At 68.3% G+C, this 15837-nt stretch carries 13 protein-coding genes; 8 read left to right on the top strand and 5 right to left on the bottom strand.

The annotated features are described in order from the left end of the window. Nucleotides 1-112: 112 nt before the first annotated feature. From ACTWQR_RS50970 to ACTWQR_RS50955, 4 genes are all read right to left on the bottom strand, one after another. Nucleotides 113-1135: a LacI family DNA-binding transcriptional regulator gene (locus ACTWQR_RS50970; RefSeq protein WP_443234176.1), complete on the bottom strand. Its 1023-nt coding sequence runs from the start codon at nucleotides 1133-1135 to the stop codon at nucleotides 113-115. Nucleotides 1136-1210: 75 nt separating this feature from the next. Further along, nucleotides 1211-2047, bottom strand: coding sequence for an ATP-binding cassette domain-containing protein (locus ACTWQR_RS50965; RefSeq protein WP_443234175.1), 837 nt, complete (start codon nucleotides 2045-2047; stop codon nucleotides 1211-1213). Beyond that, nucleotides 2044-3057: an ABC transporter permease gene (locus ACTWQR_RS50960; RefSeq protein ID WP_443234174.1), complete on the bottom strand. Its 1014-nt coding sequence runs from the start codon at nucleotides 3055-3057 to the stop codon at nucleotides 2044-2046. The genes ACTWQR_RS50965 and ACTWQR_RS50960 overlap by 4 nt, the downstream gene beginning before the upstream one ends. 166 nt (nucleotides 3058-3223) lie before the next feature. Then, nucleotides 3224-4240, bottom strand: coding sequence for a sugar ABC transporter substrate-binding protein (locus ACTWQR_RS50955; RefSeq protein WP_443234173.1), 1017 nt, complete (start codon nucleotides 4238-4240; stop codon nucleotides 3224-3226). A 246-nt stretch (nucleotides 4241-4486) separates the two neighbouring features. Here ACTWQR_RS50955 and ACTWQR_RS50950 point away from each other — a divergent pair, with 246 nt between their 5' ends. From ACTWQR_RS50950 to ACTWQR_RS50940, 3 genes are all read left to right on the top strand, one after another. After that, complete coding sequence (locus ACTWQR_RS50950; protein ID WP_443234172.1) at nucleotides 4487-5473, top strand: carbohydrate kinase family protein; 987 nt, start codon at nucleotides 4487-4489, stop codon at nucleotides 5471-5473. A 15-nt stretch (nucleotides 5474-5488) separates the two neighbouring features. After that, nucleotides 5489-5791 (top strand): putative quinol monooxygenase, encoded by a 303-nt coding sequence (locus ACTWQR_RS50945; protein ID WP_443234171.1) that lies wholly within the window; start codon nucleotides 5489-5491, stop codon nucleotides 5789-5791. Nucleotides 5792-5892: 101 nt separating this feature from the next. Next, nucleotides 5893-6384, top strand: a complete 492-nt coding sequence (locus ACTWQR_RS50940; RefSeq protein ID WP_443234192.1) for a nucleotidyltransferase domain-containing protein — start codon at nucleotides 5893-5895, stop codon at nucleotides 6382-6384. Between the two features lie 96 nt (nucleotides 6385-6480). Here the strand turns inward: ACTWQR_RS50940 and ACTWQR_RS50935 are convergent, their stop codons facing one another. Beyond that, nucleotides 6481-9039, bottom strand: coding sequence for a GH32 C-terminal domain-containing protein (locus ACTWQR_RS50935; protein ID WP_443234170.1), 2559 nt, complete (start codon nucleotides 9037-9039; stop codon nucleotides 6481-6483). A gap of 542 nt (nucleotides 9040-9581) precedes the next feature. Here ACTWQR_RS50935 and ACTWQR_RS50930 point away from each other — a divergent pair. The 5 genes from ACTWQR_RS50930 to ACTWQR_RS50910 form a co-directional block, all read left to right on the top strand. Beyond that, nucleotides 9582-10589, top strand: coding sequence for a LacI family DNA-binding transcriptional regulator (locus ACTWQR_RS50930; protein WP_443234169.1), 1008 nt, complete (start codon nucleotides 9582-9584; stop codon nucleotides 10587-10589). 397 nt (nucleotides 10590-10986) lie between these two features. Then, entirely contained in the window at nucleotides 10987-12285 is a 1299-nt protein-coding gene (locus ACTWQR_RS50925) for an extracellular solute-binding protein (RefSeq protein WP_443234168.1), read from the top strand. A 34-nt stretch (nucleotides 12286-12319) separates the two neighbouring features. Next, complete coding sequence (locus tag ACTWQR_RS50920; protein ID WP_443234167.1) at nucleotides 12320-13306, top strand: carbohydrate ABC transporter permease; 987 nt, start codon at nucleotides 12320-12322, stop codon at nucleotides 13304-13306. 6 nt (nucleotides 13307-13312) lie between these two features. After that, nucleotides 13313-14200, top strand: coding sequence for a carbohydrate ABC transporter permease (locus ACTWQR_RS50915; RefSeq protein WP_443234166.1), 888 nt, complete (start codon nucleotides 13313-13315; stop codon nucleotides 14198-14200). 166 nt (nucleotides 14201-14366) lie between these two features. Continuing rightward, on the top strand, nucleotides 14367-15837 hold a 1471-nt coding region (locus ACTWQR_RS50910), incomplete at its 3' end, for a glycoside hydrolase family 3 protein (RefSeq protein ID WP_443234191.1).

Below are 15837 nucleotides of genomic sequence, written 5' to 3'. Positions count from 1 at the left end.
GACGATCTCCCGCTGCGGATGCTTGGGTGGTCGCCCATCGGGCTTCGGCGGCGGCATGAGCGGCGCCAACACCGCCCCACTCGCCATGCGACCCCTTTGGTGGGCAAGTGGCCTATGGCTTGGGCGCGGGTTGCTCCCCGGAGCCTCGGACGATGAGCCGGGTGGGAACGGTGATGGTGCGCGCCCGGGAGCGGTCGCCGTCGAGCCGGGCCAGGGCGGTGGCCGCGGCGCTGCGGCCGATTTCTTCGGGGTCCTGCGCGACGACGGTCAGGGCCGGTTCCAGTGCTTCGGCGAGTGATACGTCGTCGAAGGCGACGACGGCTACGTTCTTGCGCTTGCCGCGGGCGAGTTCGGCGACGATGCCGAGCGCCATGATGTTGTTTCCGGCGAACAGAGCCGTGGGGGGATCGGCCAGTTCGAGGAGTTGGGAAGTCGCGGCCTCGGCACCCCGCTGGTCGTGTGCGCTGGCGACCAGGGAGCGATCGTAGGGGATGTCGGCTTCTTGCAGGGCCGCGCGGTATCCGGCGAGGCGTTCGCGGCGGGTGTACAGCTTGACGGGCAGGTCGCCGATGAATCCGATGCGGCGGTGCCCGTGGGCGATCAGGTGGGCGACGCCGCATTGGGCGCCCGCGCGATTGGAGCTGACGATGCTGTCCGTGGACAGGCCGACTCCTGGTCGGTCGAGGAAGACGATGGGCAGCCCCGCCGTACGGTGGGATTTGAGGGGGGAGTGGTCGGCGCCGACGGACGGCACGACGATCAGGATGCTGACGCGGCGGGCGAGGAACTTGGCCGTCAGGGCGCGTTCGCGGTCGGGGTCGTCGGCGGAGGAGCCCATGAGCAGGGTCAGGCCGCGGTCGCCGACCGTGTCCTCGATGGCGCGGGCCACGGCTCCGAAGAAGGGGTTGGCGAGGTCGGGGATGACCAGGCCGATGGTGGTGTCCGGGCCGCCGACGCGGATGTTGCGCGCCATGAGGTTCGGCTGGAAGCCAAGCTTGGCCACCGCGGCGAGTACCTCTTCCCGCGTCTGCGGCGAGACGGGTCCGTCCTCGTTGAGGACGCGCGAGACTGTCTTGGCGCTGACGCCGACTTCTCGTGCGACGTCGGCCAGGGTGGGACGGCGGTGCGCTGCCATGGAGGAAACAGTCTCCTGTGCTCGTCGGTTCCGGCCGCGGCCTCGGCCGGAAGCCGTGAGAGCGGGGTTGTGCTGTCAGGTGGCCTGGACTCCGGCGGCCTTCGCGGCCTCCGAATCTGCTACGACAGTAGCTCCGGCCTCATCGACGGTGAGCGCGCCGGTCATGATGGCGACGACCTCCGCCATGGAATAGTCGGACGGCTTGATCACCGCGGCGCGCCGGCCCAGCCGGTGGACGTGGATCCGGTCGGCGATCTCGAAGACGTGCGGCATGTTGTGGCTGATCAGGACGACCGGCATGCCCTTGTCCCGGACGCGGCGGATGAGGTCCAGGACCTGACCGGACTCCTTGACGCCGAGAGCGGCGGTGGGTTCGTCCATGACGACGACGCTGCGGGCCCAGGCGACGGAACGGGCGACGGCGACGGCCTGCCGCTGTCCGCCGGAGAGGGTCTCGACCGACTGCGTCAGCGAGCGCAGGCCGATCTTCAGGTCGGCCATGTGCTCGGCGGCTTCCTGGCGCATGCGCTTCTTGTCGAGCATGCGGAAGACGCTGCCGAGGATGCCGGGGCGGCGCAGTTCGCGGCCGAGGAACATGTTGGACGCGATGTCCATGGAAGCTGCCACGGCAAGGTCCTGATAGACCGTCTCGATGCCGTGGGCACGGGCACTTTGCGGCCCGGAGAACTGGATCGGTTTTCCGTTGAGCCTTATCTCGCCCGCGTCGGGAACCACGGCGCCGGTGAGGGCCTTGATGAGGCTGGTCTTGCCGGCTCCGTTGTCGCCGATGACGGCGAGGACCTCGCCGGGCAGCAGGTCGAAGTCGGCGCCGTCGATGGCGATGACCTGGCCGTAGCGCTTGACCAGACCGCGGGCCTGCAGCACTGGGGTGGGGGAGGAGGTGGCGGTCATCGGGCCTTCTTCCGGGAGAGCTGGTCGATGGTCACCGCGAGGATCACCAGGACGCCGGTGATCAGGGTCTGGTAGATGGAGGCGACGCCCATCAGCTGCAGGCCGTTGCGGAAGACGCCGACGATGAGGACGCCGATGAAGGTGCCCAGGACCGAACCGCGTCCGCCGAAGAGGCTCGTGCCGCCGAGGACCACGGCGGTGATGCTGTCGAGGTTGTCGGTCTGTCCCGCCTGGGGGTCGCCGACTCCCGTGCGGGAGATGAGCAGCAGGGCGGCGATGCCGTAGAGGACGCCGGCCGCGGTGTAGACGCCGATGGTCAGTCGGGAGGTGCGGATGCCGTTCAGCCGTGCCGCTTCCGGGCTGTTGCCCAGTGCGTAGACGTGCCGGCCCCAGCCAGTGTTGCTCAAGGCGTAGGCGAGGAGGAGGAACAGGGCGATGGTGACCAGGGAGCCGTAGGTGATGTCGGTGCCGCCGAGCGGGAAGGTCTGCCCGAGCGCCGTCAGCGGTCCCGGCAGGTTGGTGACCGTCTGCTCCTCGGAGTAGATGTGGGTCAGCGCGAACGCCACGTTGAGCATGCCGAGGGTGACGATGAACGGCGGCAGTGGGATCTTCTGCACCAACGCCCCGTTGAGTAGCCCGAAGCCGCCGCAGACGACCAGGCCCAGGGCGATGGCGGCGAGCGGGGGCAGGGAGCCCTCGGCGGCCATCTTGGCGATCACGATGCTGCCGAACGCCATCACCGCGCCGCAAGACAGGTCGATGCCCGCGGTGAGGATGATCAGCGTCTGGCCGATGGCGAGGGTGCCGACGACCATGACCTGCTGCACGATCAGCGAGAAGTTCCCGCCGGTGAGGAACTGGTCGGTCGAGACGGAGAAGAAGACACAGGCCAGGAAAAGGGCGACCAGCGGGCCGGTGGTCGGTTGCGTGAGCAGTCTACGGACGGTGGTCGGTGCTTTGAGCTCGGCGTACGGCGTGGACGTGGAGGGCGGCGTGGACGTGGCAGTCATGCGAGGTCCTTGTCGGAAGACTCAAGTCCTTGTCGGTCCTTGTCGGACGGCAAGAGGACGAGGGGCGGCCGTCCCCGGTCGGGGAGGAGGGGCCGGCCGCCCCGCTGAGGGGTTTCGAACGGCGGCAGCTACTACGGCGGCTACGGCGGCAGCTGGGGTCGGCGGCTCAGCCCCAGCAGTTCTCCAGGCCGAAGGCGGTGTCCTTGGACGTGACACCGTCCTGCGCCTTGTCGGAGATCAGGGTGACGCCCGTGTCGGTGTAACCGGACGCCTTCTTGCCGTCCTTGGCGTACGTCACGACGGCCTTGACGCCCTCGGCGGCCATCTTCAGCGGGTACTGCTGCGAGGTCGCGGCGATCTTGCCGTCCTTGACGGCCTGAGTGCCGGTGCAGCCGCCGTCGACGGAGACGATCAGCACGTCCTTCTCCCGGCCCTTGGCCTTCAGCGCTGTGTACGCGCCCAGGGCGGCCGGCTCGTTGATGGTGTAGACGACGTTGATGTCGGGCGCCTTCTGGAGGCAGTTCTCCATCGCGGTCTGGCCCTTGGCCTGGTCGCCGCCGGTGTCCTGGGCGCAGACGACGTCCTTGTCGGTGGCGCCGAAGCCCTTCAGGAAGCCGCTGTGCCGCTGGACGCCGACAGAGACGCCCGGCGCGAGGTCGAGGGTGGCTATCTTCGCCGACTTGCCCTTCATGACGGCCTTGGCGTACTCGCCGATCAGCTCACCCGCCTTGACGTTGTCGGTGGCGAAGAGGGCGTCGACCGCGCTTTCCGGCTCGGTCGGGGTGTCCAGGGCGATGACCAGAACACCCTTGGCCTTGGCCTTCTCGAGCGCCGGCACGATCGCCTTGGAGTCGCTGGGCGTGATCAGGATGCCCTTCACCCCGGCGGCGACCATGTTCTCGATGGCGGTGACCTGACCGGCGTTGTCCCCGTCGAACTTGCCCGCCGCGGTGGACAGTTCGACACCGTTCTCCTTGGCGGCCTTCTCAGCGCCCTCCTTCATCTTCACGAAGAACGGGTTGGTGTCGGTCTTGGTGATCAGGCCGACCTTGACGCTGCCCGATCCGGCGCTCGCGCTGCCCGATTCGGATCCGGATCCACAGGCGGTCAGGGCGAGGGCTGCGACACCCGTGCAGGCGGCGGCTCTGAGCAAGGAGGAGGGCAGACGAGAGATGCGTGACATGAACGACTCCTGCGGGATTGCGGGCGAGCGGCCGGCATCGGGGCATGCCGTCCCGAGGTGTCATCGTTGACTTATGTCATCGTTGACACTGCTTGGCCAGGATGATGGACTCCGCCTCCAGGCAACGTCAATGCCTTGCGCCCGTCACAAATCGGCAACGCCCGCAGCCGTCTCCCGCCCGAAGCCATCCAGCGACTGCCCGCCACGTGCCCGTTTTGCCGGCGCGTTCCAAGAAAGGAGCAGCCCATGACCCCGCGTCAGATCACCGTCCTGGGAGAGTGCGTCGCCGACGCGTTCACCGAACCCGCAAGTACCCGGAACGAACTCGCCCTGCGGGTGCTGCCGGGCGGCGGACCCGCCAACACCGCGGTGGCCCTGGCCCGGCTGGGAACTCCGGCCCGTTTCCTCGCGCGCCTGTCCGGCGACGTGTTCGGCCGCCTCTTCCGGGCCCACCTGGAGGCATCCGGGGTGGACCTGTCGCACGCCGTCGAGGCCGCCGAGCCCAGCACGCTGGCCGTGGCCGAGCTGGACACCCAGGGCCAGGCCACGTTCTCCTTCCACGCGCAGGCCACCGCCGACTGGCAGTGGACGAGCGCGGAACTGGCCGGGGTGGACCTGGCCGACACCGCTTGCGTACACACCGGATCGCTGGCCCTGGTCAAGGAACCCGGGGCGGCGGTGGTGGAGGACTTCCTGGCAGCGGCCGCCTCCCGGGCCACCATCAGCATCGACCCCAACGTCCGCCCGCTCCTGGTGCACCCCGAGGTCTACCGCGCCCGGCTGGCGCACTGGTGCGGCCTCGCGGATGTGCTGCGGCTGAGCGAGGACGACCTGGAACTCCTGCTGCCCGGGACGCCGCCCGAGCAGGCGTGCGACACCTGGCATGAAGCGGGTGCGCGGCTCGTCCTGATCACGCGCGGTGCCGATGGCGCCCTGGCCTCACTCGACGGGGAACGGGTGCAGGTCCCCGCAGTGGCGACGCAGGTCGTCGACACAGTCGGTGCGGGGGACTCGTTCACCGCCGGACTGCTGCACCACCTCGGCACCCGCGGACTCCTCGGCGGCAGGCTGACGGACCTGCGTCTCGGCGATGTCGAGGCAGCCTGCCTGATCGCCACGCAGGTCGCGGCCCTGACCTGCTCGGTTGCCGGCCCCAACCCGCCATGGGAGAGCCAGTTGGCAAGGTTCGCGATGGAAAAGACCGTCGTCCGGCACCTCGACTCCACCCACTGACAAGGACCCGAAACCATGACGAAAACCCTGCTCGCCGAGTTCACCGCCCGAGAGGGAGCGGAGGACGAGGTCGCCCGTCTGATCCGGGACTACGCCCTGAAAGTGCGCGAAGAGGAAGGCAACCTGGCCTTCGACGTCTACACCAAGGCGGCCGCCCCGCGCGCCTACTGGATCTTCGAGGTCTACCGGGACGAGGACGCCTTCCAGACGCACCTGGATGCCCCGTACGGCGGTCCGTTCAACGTCGCCCTCACTCCGCTGATCGAGGAGGACGCCTCGGTCCTGACGTTCCTCGATCCGCTGGCCACGCATTCGTGACGAGCGTTGAACACCGGCGGCGACGCGGAGCTGGAGCGCGGGGAGATCGACTGCAAATCCACTCGCCCGCCCACGTGATCACCGCTAGCGTGCGTGAGGTGATGAAGGCCGACGATGTGTTGTCCATCCTCGCCGTGCTGCGGAACGCGGACGTCGACATCTGGATCGGCGGTGGCTGGGGCATCGACGCCCTGGTCGGCGAGCAAACCCGCCAGCACCGTGACCTGGACCTGATGCACCGCAGGAACCAGGAAGCGGCCGTCGTGGCGGCTCTCGCGGACGCCGGGTTCGTCGAGACCCTCGATTGGCGCCCCGTGCGGTTCGTCGTCACCGACCCTCACGACCGGGAGATCGATCTTCACCCTCTGATCTTTGCCGAGGACGGATCCGCCGTGCAGGCGTCACCCGACCCTGAGCGCCCGTTCGCCTATCCCGGCTCGTGCTTCGTCACTGGCACGATCCTCGGGGCGACCGTCCCGTGTCTGTCTCCCGAGCAGCAGGTCTACTTCCACCAGGGCTATGAACCTGCTGATCACGACCGTCGCGACATGGCCCAGCTCCGGCAGACCTTCGGGATCACCACCCACTTCTGAGCAGTTCTCCAAGGGCACTCTCCCATCGAGTCAACCCAGTGTCAGCCGCGCGCCGGCAGCCGCTCCTGGCCGACCGGCGCGCGGACCTGCGGCTCGTCACCGCCAGATGGACTTCAGCTGCCACGCCCGCATCTGGTCGAGGGTGGCGGTGCCGCCCTCGGCGAAGACCTCGACGCCGGTGCTGGAGGGGTCGGGGAAGATCTGGTCGGTGATCACGGCCTCGCCGTTGCCGCCAAAGACTTCGACGGACGACCAGTCGACGAGGATACGCAGCTTGACCTTGCCGTTCTTGGCCTTCAGGGGTGCGGTCTGGACGCCGGGGAAGGTGCTGTTGAAGTCGACGGCGCCGGAGCGGGTGCGGTCGACGTACAGCTCCTCGGCCGTGGTGTCGTAGCCGATGACAGTCTCCTCGCCGCCCGCGCCGGTGCGCACCTTCAGGCCGAATCGGTCGGCGTCCTTGAGGGAGAAGGTCGCCTCGATGTCGAGCGCCTTGCCCTTGGCCGTGGGGCCGATCAGGGGCTTGGAGGTGCTCTTGACGGTGACGCCGGTCGCGGTCGCCGGGCGCTTTTGCCGGAGGGATTCCAGGCTGCCCACCGGCTTGCTGGTCAGCCGGACTTGGCCGTCGACGGTGCGCAGGGCCATCTCCCTCGGCACGCTCTGCGCGCTGCGCCAGGGGGAGGTGGGGACGGACTGGCCGTAGTCCCAGTTGTTCATCCAGCCGATCATGTGCCGCTTGCCGCCCGGTGCGTTCTCCCAGGACACCGCCGCGTAGTAGTCCTTGCCGTAGTCGGCCCAGTCGGCGCGCTGTACGACGGACTTGGCGGGCTTGTCAGCCTCGGTGAACTGGTCGGCCAGGATGTGGCCCCAGCCGGCGGTGTTCATGTCGAGGATCTGGATCTGCGCCTTCTTGCCGGCATATGGGCGCAGGTCGAAGGAGGCCCAGTCCAGGGTCTCGCTGTCGGCGCCGGTCGCGCTGCGGACGACCTTGCCGTCGACGAGCAGGTTGACGGACGTCTCCTGGGAGACGCGCGGGGCCTGGGTGTCGGACAGCACAATGTGGTCAACGTTGAGGTGGCCCCAGCCGCCGCTGTTGTTGTCGACGATCCTGATCTGCGCCTTCTTGCCGGCGAGATCGCTGACGTCCCAGGACGCCCAGTTGAGTGCCTCGGCGTCCTTTCCGGTGGCGCTGCGCACCACTTGGCCGTCCACGAGGAGTTCGACGGCGGTCGGGTTGTCGTAGTCGGTCGGGTGGTTGCCGCCGCCGATGAGGAAGTTGATGTGCTTCTTGTCGATGGTGAACTCGGACGAGGTGAGGGTGCCGGTACTGGCGTCGCCGTTCAGGAAGGTGTTGGCCAGCCCGTCTCCCAGGAAGCCGGAGACCTGTCCCTGGTCGGGGAGGGTGCCCGTGGCCGGTGCGGTGCCGAAAGCGTCCCCGGTCGCCGTCCAGCCGCCGTACGTTCCGCCTTCGAAGTCGGCGAGGACCGTGCCCTCGGGCGGAGTCCTGTCCATGACGGTTCCGGCCTCGTGCGGATGCCGCCCGCCACCGACCTTGAAGTTCAAGTAGGGGCTGTCGACGGTGAATTCGGGCGAGCTGAGAGTGCCGGTGGTCCCGTCACCGCCGTGGAAGCTGTTGGCGAGGCCCTTGCCGTTGAAGCCGGTGACGGCCCCCTGCCCGTCCACCGCCCCGGCTGCCGGTCCCTGGCCGAACGAGGCTCCGGTCGTCGTCCACTCACCGAAGCCGGCGCTCTCGAAGTCCTGCACGACCTCGCCGGTCGGCGGGGTGTAGGTGCCCTTGTCCTCGGCGGTGAACTTCTTGCCGTCGAAGTCGCCGATGAAGTACTGGGCGGCCGAACCGCCCGCGATACCACCGGGGTTGATGTTGACGACCAGGACCCACTTGATGTTGTTCTTGTCGCCGTCGACCGCCAGAGGGAACAGGTCGGGGCATTCCCACACGCCGCCCGTCGCGCCAGCCGGTCCGAAATCGCTGAGCAGGTCCCAGTTCTTGAGGTTCTTGGACGAGTAGAACCGCACCTTGTGCTCGGCGGACAGCGACACGGTCATCAGCCAGCTCTTGGTCGATGCGTGCCACTGGACCTTGGGGTCGCGGAAGTTGTTGGAGCCGATGTCGATGACGGGATTGCCCTGGTACTTGGTCCAGGTGCGGCCCCGGTCGGTGCTGTAGGCGAGCGACTGGGCCTGCTTGCCGCCGTCCTTGTAGGCGCTGGTGTAGATCGCCACCATGGGCGGGTTCTTCTTCGTGCCGAAACCGGTGGTGTTGTTCCAGTCGACGACCGCGCTGCCGGAGAACACCATCTCCTCGTCGTCGTGCGACAGGGCGAGCGGCAACTCCTCCCAGTGCACGAGGTCCTTGCTCACCGCATGCCCCCAGGACATGTCGCCCCAGGAGTTGCCGTTCGGGTTGTACTGGTAGAAGAGGTGGTACTCGCCCTTGTAGTACACGAGGCCGTTGGGGTCGTTCATCCAGTTCTTCTCCGGAGTGAAGTGGAACTGGGGTCTGTAGGTCTCGGTGTACGGCGGGGTGTCGGCAGCGACGGCTGAAGGAGCCAGCGGCGCTGCGGACAGTGCGCAGACGGTCGCCACCGCCGCCATCATCCGTATGCGGGCATGCCGGGATACGCGTGCAGAGCTCATGGTGTCTCCTAGTCCCGCGGCTCGTCGGCGCAGCACTGACTGCGGCCCCGGCGCGGATGGACCAAAAAGTGACATCCCAGCGGCGTCGACGTCCACGCAGCCGACTGGGGTGGCAACGATGATTTATGTCATCGATGACAGCGAGTGCCCGATTATGAAGGGCAATCCGGCCAGCGCGTCAACGGTGCGGGCGCGATTGCTCCGGGACGGGTCTGCGGTCCGTCGGGCGTCGTCGGCGGTCGGCATCCGCGCCAACGAGCTCGGCCATGGCGGGTTGGAGTCGGCAACCGCGCAGGTCAGAGCGGTGATTTAGGTGGCAGCCGGCAGGCTTCCGCGGCATCGTGCGAGATCGAGATCGGCCGCGTTAACGAGTTGTTTCCGGGGTGTTGACCGGTAGGGCCTCTCGGTGCTTCACTTCCGGAACCGGTACCGAAACCGGTTCCGGGACTGCTCCCGGTACCGGTTCCACGGGTCTCTGTACGATCGGACCTTCGGTGCGGGAGGGAAGTCTTCCGCCTCTGCAGGAAGGGAGGGGAGGTGACATGGGAGTCACTATCGCCGACGTGGCCACGCGGGCCGGCGTCAGCAAGACGACGGTCTCGCGGGTGCTGAACGGCAAGGGCGAGATCCACGAGAACACCGTCGTGAAGGTCCGCAAGGCGATCTCGGAGCTCGGCTATGTGCCGAGCGCCGGGGCAGTGGGGCTGGCACGCGGCACGACACAGATGATCGGCATGCTGGTCCCTGATATGGCCTGGGCCTGGGCCGGCATCGTGCAGGCGGTCATCGAGACGCTGGAGGCCGAGGGCTTCGGACTGCGCATGCTGACCGTGAACCGTGGTGAGGAGTCACTGCGCAGGCTGGGCCTGCAGGTCGCCGCCAAGTCGTTCGACGGCCTGCTGGTGATAGAGCCCGAGGGGGCCCTGGCGGCCATCACGGAACTGCACGAAGCCGGACTGCCGGTGGTGCTGATAGACGACCGCTTCCAGCGGCCGGGATTCCCCTACGTGGCCACCACCAACCGGGAGGGCGGTGAGCAGGCGGCGCGCCACCTGCTGGACCTCGGCCGCCGTCGCCCTCTGGTGGTGACCGGTCCCGACGAGTACGGCTGCACCCGGGAACGGCTGGGCGGCTTCGTCGACGTCTATGCGCAGGCCGGGATCGAGCTCGACCCGCGCAGCATCATCTGCGGCGACTTCCTGTTCGAGACCGCCCGGAGCGTGGTGGCGCAAGCTCTCGCGGACGGCGTGGAGTTCGACGCGGTCTTCGGGCACAACGACCCCTCGGCGGCCGGCGTGCTCGCGGCCTTGCACGAGGCCGGCCTCAAGATTCCGCGGGATGTTGCCGTTGTGGGCTTCGATGACGTCGAGCTGGCGTCGTACACCTATCCGGCCTTGACCACCATCCGCCAGCCGATGCGGGAAATGGGTGAGGCAGCGGCGCGTCTGCTGCTCGACCACGTGCGCAGATCGCCCGAGGCCGCCCCTTCGCGCATCATTCCCACCAGCCTCGTGATCCGTGGTTCGACGTTAGAGCCGAGCTCGAACTGACGCGACGTCATCGCGGTGCGTACGCGATGGCACCTCGCAGCCGGGCGGTGCGTCGCCGGTGACGCACCGCCCCCCGTCTCCTTGAAATCTCGGCGACCCACGTCGGCCTCGCCTTCCTCGCAACCATGGCGGCTGCACACGCGTTCATGCGGCACCGCCCACATGCACCCTTCCGCTCGCGCGTTCTTGACCCGGGACACCGAGCGGCACGCCTGGCCCACCCCGCCCGGTCCTACCCACTCCGCGTCGGAAGCTCCAGCCGCGCCCTGCGGCTGACCGCCGATGCCGCTGTCACCGCAGACGGTCCCCACCCGTGCGCCGGCCCATCCGGGCGTCCGCCCGCTCTCACCCTCAGCCCCCCCCGCGCCTGTATCGCTCAACGGCAAGGAGCCGCATCATGCGTATCAATACCCGTCACGCTGTCAGAACCGTCCAGACCCTGTGCGTCACCGTCACGGCAGCCCTCGTGGCCACCGGTTGCGGCCGGAGCGAGGACTCCGGTCCCGGCAACGATGCGCCCGCCAAGATCGGCGCGGGCAAGGCCAAGGGGACGGTGGTCATGTGGTCCATGGGTGACCCCGACGAAGACCTGAAGGAACTGGCCAAGAAGTTCGAGCAGGAGAACCCGGACGCAGACGTCAAGATCACCGCGGTCCCGTGGGACGGCGCCCACGACAAGCTGACCACCGCGATAGCCGGCGGCAACACGCCGGACATGTCCATGGTGGGCAGCACTTGGATGGCCGAGATGGCCGCCTTGAACGGCTTCCAGGGCACCCCGACGTCGATCAAGTCCTCGGACTTCTACCCCGGCCAGTGGGACACCACCAAGTACAAGGGCATCTCCTACGGCGTCCCGTTCATCGCCGACACCCAAGCGGTCTTCTACCGGACCGACATCACCAAGAAGGCCGGTATCAAGGGCGCCCTGGCCGGCGACCGGGCCGGATACCTGAAGGACCTGGAGGCCGTCCAGGCCACCGCCGGCAAGGAGAACCCCAAGCTGCGCCATGCCAGCGGGCTGGTGATGGGCTTCAACTCCTGGATTTTCTGGGTGCCGATGGTCTGGCAGCAGGGCGGTGACATCTACGACGCCAAGACCGGGAAGTTCACCTTCGACTCGCCCGAGGTCGCCAAGGCGCTGGAGGACTACGCGAGCGTCCCCAAGCAGGGCCTGGCGCCGACCGACAGGTCGGACAACGTGCAGGGCTTCCGGGACGGGCTGATCGCCGTCTACCAGGAGGGTGCGTGGGCCGGCGGCAGCCTCCACAAGGACGCCCCGGAGCTGGACGGCAAGTGGAAGACCATGCCGATGCCGTACACCAAGCAGCCCGCCGGGTTCGCCGGCGGCAGCGACCTGGCGGTGTTCAAGGAGGCCAAGAACCCCGACGCGGCATGGAAGTTCGCCCAGTTCCTGACCGAGCCCGCCAACCTCGCGACCTATTCCAAGGCCACCGGCAGCCTGCCTCCTTCGCCCCAGGCGTGGACGGAGGGGAAGCTGACCGAGGACGAGAACTTGAAGGCGTTCGCCGATCAGCTCGAGGTCAGCAAGGCGCCGCCCGCCATCACGACCTGGCAGCAGATCGCCGACACCATCGACTCCGAACTGGAGAAGCTGACGCTCGGCAAGGCCACCGTCGCCGAGGTGCAGAAGACGCTGCAGTCCAAGGCCACTTCCATCGGCACCGGCCGCTGAGCGCCACCGCCATGAGCACCCCTCGTAGGGACGGATGACATCCATGTCCACGAATACGCTCCCCGGGCGGGGCGACACCGGCAAGCAGAGCACCGGAGGGCCGGAGCGGAGTGCCGATCGCCGAGGCCTCACGTTCCGGAGCCCGGCGCGCGGCAGGCAGGCCCGGGCCGCCTGGCTCCTCGCCGGGCCCTTCCTCGCGCTGTTCGCGGCCTTCATGCTGCTGCCGGTGGTGTGGTCGCTGCTGATGAGTTTGACCGACACGCAGAGCGCCGACCTGCGCACCCCTTTGAACGTGTCGTTCGTCGGCTTCGACAACTACGTGCGGCTCTTCCAGGACGATCAGTTCTTCACGGCCCTGCGCAACACCGCCGTGTTCGTCCTGGTGGCCCTGCCCCTCACCCTGGCCGCCGGGCTCGCCGCGGCGGTCGCCCTCGACCGGGGCATCCGCCGCTTCCGGGCCGTCTTCCGGGTCGGCTTCTACCTCCCGGTGATCACCAGCATCGTGGCCGTCGCGGTGGTGTGGAAGACGCTCCTCGAACCCCGCGCGGGACTGGTGAACCTCGTCCTGGGCTGGTTCGGGATCGACGGCCCGGCCTGGCTGGCGGACACCCGCTTCGCCCTGCCCGTCATGATCCTGATGGCCATATGGCGCAACCTGGGCACCGTCATGATCATCATGCTGGCCGGGCTGCAGTCCGTGCCCCAGTCCCTGATGGAGGCGGCCGAACTCGACGGCGCCGGGCCCTGGCAGCGGTTCTGGCGCGTCACCTTCCCGCTCCTGCGTCCCGCCCTGCTGCTCACCGCCGTCACGACCGGCATCGGCTACCTGCAGTTCTTCGACGAACCGTTCGTCATGACCGACGGCGGACCGCTGGACTCCACCCTGTCGGCCACGTTGTACGCCTACAAGCAGTTCGGCAACGGCAATTACGAGATGGCGTCGGCCGCCAGCTACGTCGTCTTCGTCCTCATCGTGGCGCTGACCGTGCTGCAGTTCCGCGTGCTGCGAGACAAGGACTGACGACCCATGAGCACCCTCTCCACCCTTCCCACGGCACAACCGGGCACCGACCGCGTCCTCAAGCGTCGCCGCATCCGCCAGACCTGGGGCCGGCCCTGGCTGTATCTGCCGCTCGCGGGCGCCCTGCTCCTGATGATCGCGCCGTTCCTGTGGATGCTGTCCGGCTCCTTCAAACCCGAGGCCGACATCCGCAGCGTCCCGCCCGTCCTGCTCCCCACGGCGCCCACGACCGCCAACTACGGTGAGCTGTTCAGCACGCTCGACTTCACGAGCATGTTCGCCAACTCCGTGATCGTGGCCCTCGCCGTCACCGCCGGGAACCTCATCTTCTGCTCGATGCTCGGATACGCCCTGGCCAAGCTGGAGTTCCGCGGACAGCGCGCCGTTTTCCTGCTGGTCATGGGGACGCTCATGATCCCCGGCCTGGTCACCTTCGTCCCCCTGTACGTGCTGGTGTCCAACATGCAGCTGACCGGCTCCATGCTCGGGCTGATCCTGCCGTTCCTGGCCGGCCCCTTCGGGGTGTTCCTGATGCGGCAGTTCATCTCCACCCTGCCCGACGAACTCATCGACGCCGCCCGCGTCGACGGCTGCCGCGAACTGGCCATCTTCGCGAAGATCATCCTGCCGCTGACCAAGCCGGCCCTCGCCACCCTCGGGATCATCACCTTCCTCGGCTCCTGGAACAACTTCCTGTGGCCCCTGGTCGTGGCACAGAACGAGAGCCAGTACACCCTCCCCGTCGGCCTCGCCCTGGCCAGCAGCGGACAGTCCTTCACCCGCTTCGGCATCCTGCTCGCCGGCGCCATGGTCGTCCTACTGCCGGTGATGATCGTCTTCCTCTTCTTCCAGCGCCAGTTCGTGGCCGGCATCGCCACCACCGGCCTGAAGTGACACCCCGGCTCCCACCCCGCCGCCCCATGCCGTGCTGGTTGCGCCCGGGGCGGCGGACAGACGGCACGCGAGCCCCGCCGCGCAGGGCGGCAGCGTGCGCGCGACGAGGCACTCGCGTCGCCCATCAACTCTCTGATCTGTGACGACTCATCTCTTGGAGAACACCGTGGGACAGCCGGTCCACTCTGCCGTGTACCTGGATCCGGAAGCGTCCGTGGAAGCGAGAATCGACGACTTGCTGTCCCGGATGACCCTGCCGGAGAAGGTCGGGCAGTTGCTGATGCTCGACGCACAACACGGGGACCTGGTGGACATCCTGTCGGCCAAGCTGGCCGGGTCCGTTCTGCATGTGACTCCCGAACGGATGCCCGAGGCCATGAAAATGGCCCAGCGGACACGGCTCGGCATTCCGCTGCTGACAGCCGACGACGCCATCCACGGCCACTCGTTCTGGCCCGGCGCGACCATCTTCCCGACCCAGCTGGCCATGGCCTGCACCTGGGACCCTGCTCTGCTCCACCGGGTGGCCCGCGCGTCCGCGACCGAAATCGCGACGACCGGAATCCACGGGACGTTCTCCCCGGTGCTGTGCATCACCCGGGACCTGCGCTGGGGTCGGGTCAACGAGACGTTCGGCGAGGACCCCTTCCTGATCGGCGAACTCGGCGCGGCAATGGTGCGCGGCTACCAGGGCGAGGGCCTCAGCGACCCGACAGCCGTGCTGGCATACGCCAAGCACTTCGCGGGCTACTCCGAAACCCTGGGCGGGCGCGACGCGAGCGAAGCCGAGCTCAGCCCGCGCAAGCTGCGCTCGTGGTTCCTGCCCCCGTTCGAGCAGGCGGCCCGGGCCGGCTGCCGCGGCTTCATGCTCGGCTACCAGTCGATCGACGGCGTGCCCATCACCGCGAATCAGTGGCTGATCAACGATGTGCTCAAGGGCGAGTGGGGCTTCACCGGGACGCTGGTGACCGACTGGGACAACGTCGGCCGGATGGTCTATGACCAGCGGACCTGCGCCGACTACGCCGAGGCGGCGGCGGTCGCCGTCAACTCCGGGAACGACCTCATCATGGCCACGCCGCAGTTCTTCGAGGGCGCGCAGGAGGCGGTCGCCCGCGGCTTGGTCGACGAGAAACAGATCGATGACGCGGTACGGCGGGTTCTGCGGCTGAAGTTCGAGCTCGGGCTCTTCGAGGACCCCCGCGCCCCCGACCCAGAGCGGCAGGCTCAGGTGATCGGCTGCCGCGCACACGCCGACCTCAACCTCGAGACCGCCCGGCGCTCCCTGGTGCTGCTGCGCAACGAGGGGATCCTGCCCCTCGAAGGCGGGCTGACCTCGGACACAACCGGCCGCGCCGCGAGCCAGGGCGCACCGCGGACGATCGCGGTCATCGGCCCCAACGCCGACAGCCCGGAAGCCATGCTCGGCGACTGGGCAGGCGCCACCGGCCAGGTCCCATGGATGCCCGAAGGCCATCCCCGCGAGACGGTGGAGACGGTGCTCGACGGCCTTCGCACCGTCGCACCCGCCGACTGGACCATCACGCACGCCCGCGGAGCCGACATAGCAGGCCCCGCCGCCGACCCCGGATGGTCCCTCGGGCCCGACGGCCAGCCACAGCCGGACGCTTTCAACC

The organism is Streptomyces sp. 2A115 (genome assembly GCF_052245575.1).
Classification (GTDB): domain Bacteria; phylum Actinomycetota; class Actinomycetes; order Streptomycetales; family Streptomycetaceae; genus Streptomyces.
The sequence above is the reverse complement of the archived record's forward strand: the minus strand, read 5'-3'. Positions and strand labels throughout refer to the sequence as shown.

Coding starts and splice junctions, on each gene's coding strand:
- ACTWQR_RS50940 (WP_443234192.1), top strand. CDS start 5,893: ATGAAGGCCGACGATGTGTTGTCCATCCTCGCCGTGCTGCGGAACGCG.
- ACTWQR_RS50965 (WP_443234175.1), bottom strand. CDS start 2,047: ATGACCGCCACCTCCTCCCCCACCCCAGTGCTGCAGGCCCGCGGTCTG.
- ACTWQR_RS50970 (WP_443234176.1), bottom strand. CDS start 1,135: ATGGCAGCGCACCGCCGTCCCACCCTGGCCGACGTCGCACGAGAAGTC.
- ACTWQR_RS50960 (WP_443234174.1), bottom strand. CDS start 3,057: ATGACTGCCACGTCCACGCCGCCCTCCACGTCCACGCCGTACGCCGAG.
- ACTWQR_RS50930 (WP_443234169.1), top strand. CDS start 9,582: ATGGGAGTCACTATCGCCGACGTGGCCACGCGGGCCGGCGTCAGCAAG.
- ACTWQR_RS50950 (WP_443234172.1), top strand. CDS start 4,487: ATGACCCCGCGTCAGATCACCGTCCTGGGAGAGTGCGTCGCCGACGCG.
- ACTWQR_RS50935 (WP_443234170.1), bottom strand. CDS start 9,039: ATGAGCTCTGCACGCGTATCCCGGCATGCCCGCATACGGATGATGGCG.
- ACTWQR_RS50925 (WP_443234168.1), top strand. CDS start 10,987: ATGCGTATCAATACCCGTCACGCTGTCAGAACCGTCCAGACCCTGTGC.
- ACTWQR_RS50920 (WP_443234167.1), top strand. CDS start 12,320: ATGACATCCATGTCCACGAATACGCTCCCCGGGCGGGGCGACACCGGC.
- ACTWQR_RS50955 (WP_443234173.1), bottom strand. CDS start 4,240: ATGTCACGCATCTCTCGTCTGCCCTCCTCCTTGCTCAGAGCCGCCGCC.
- ACTWQR_RS50915 (WP_443234166.1), top strand. CDS start 13,313: ATGAGCACCCTCTCCACCCTTCCCACGGCACAACCGGGCACCGACCGC.
- ACTWQR_RS50945 (WP_443234171.1), top strand. CDS start 5,489: ATGACGAAAACCCTGCTCGCCGAGTTCACCGCCCGAGAGGGAGCGGAG.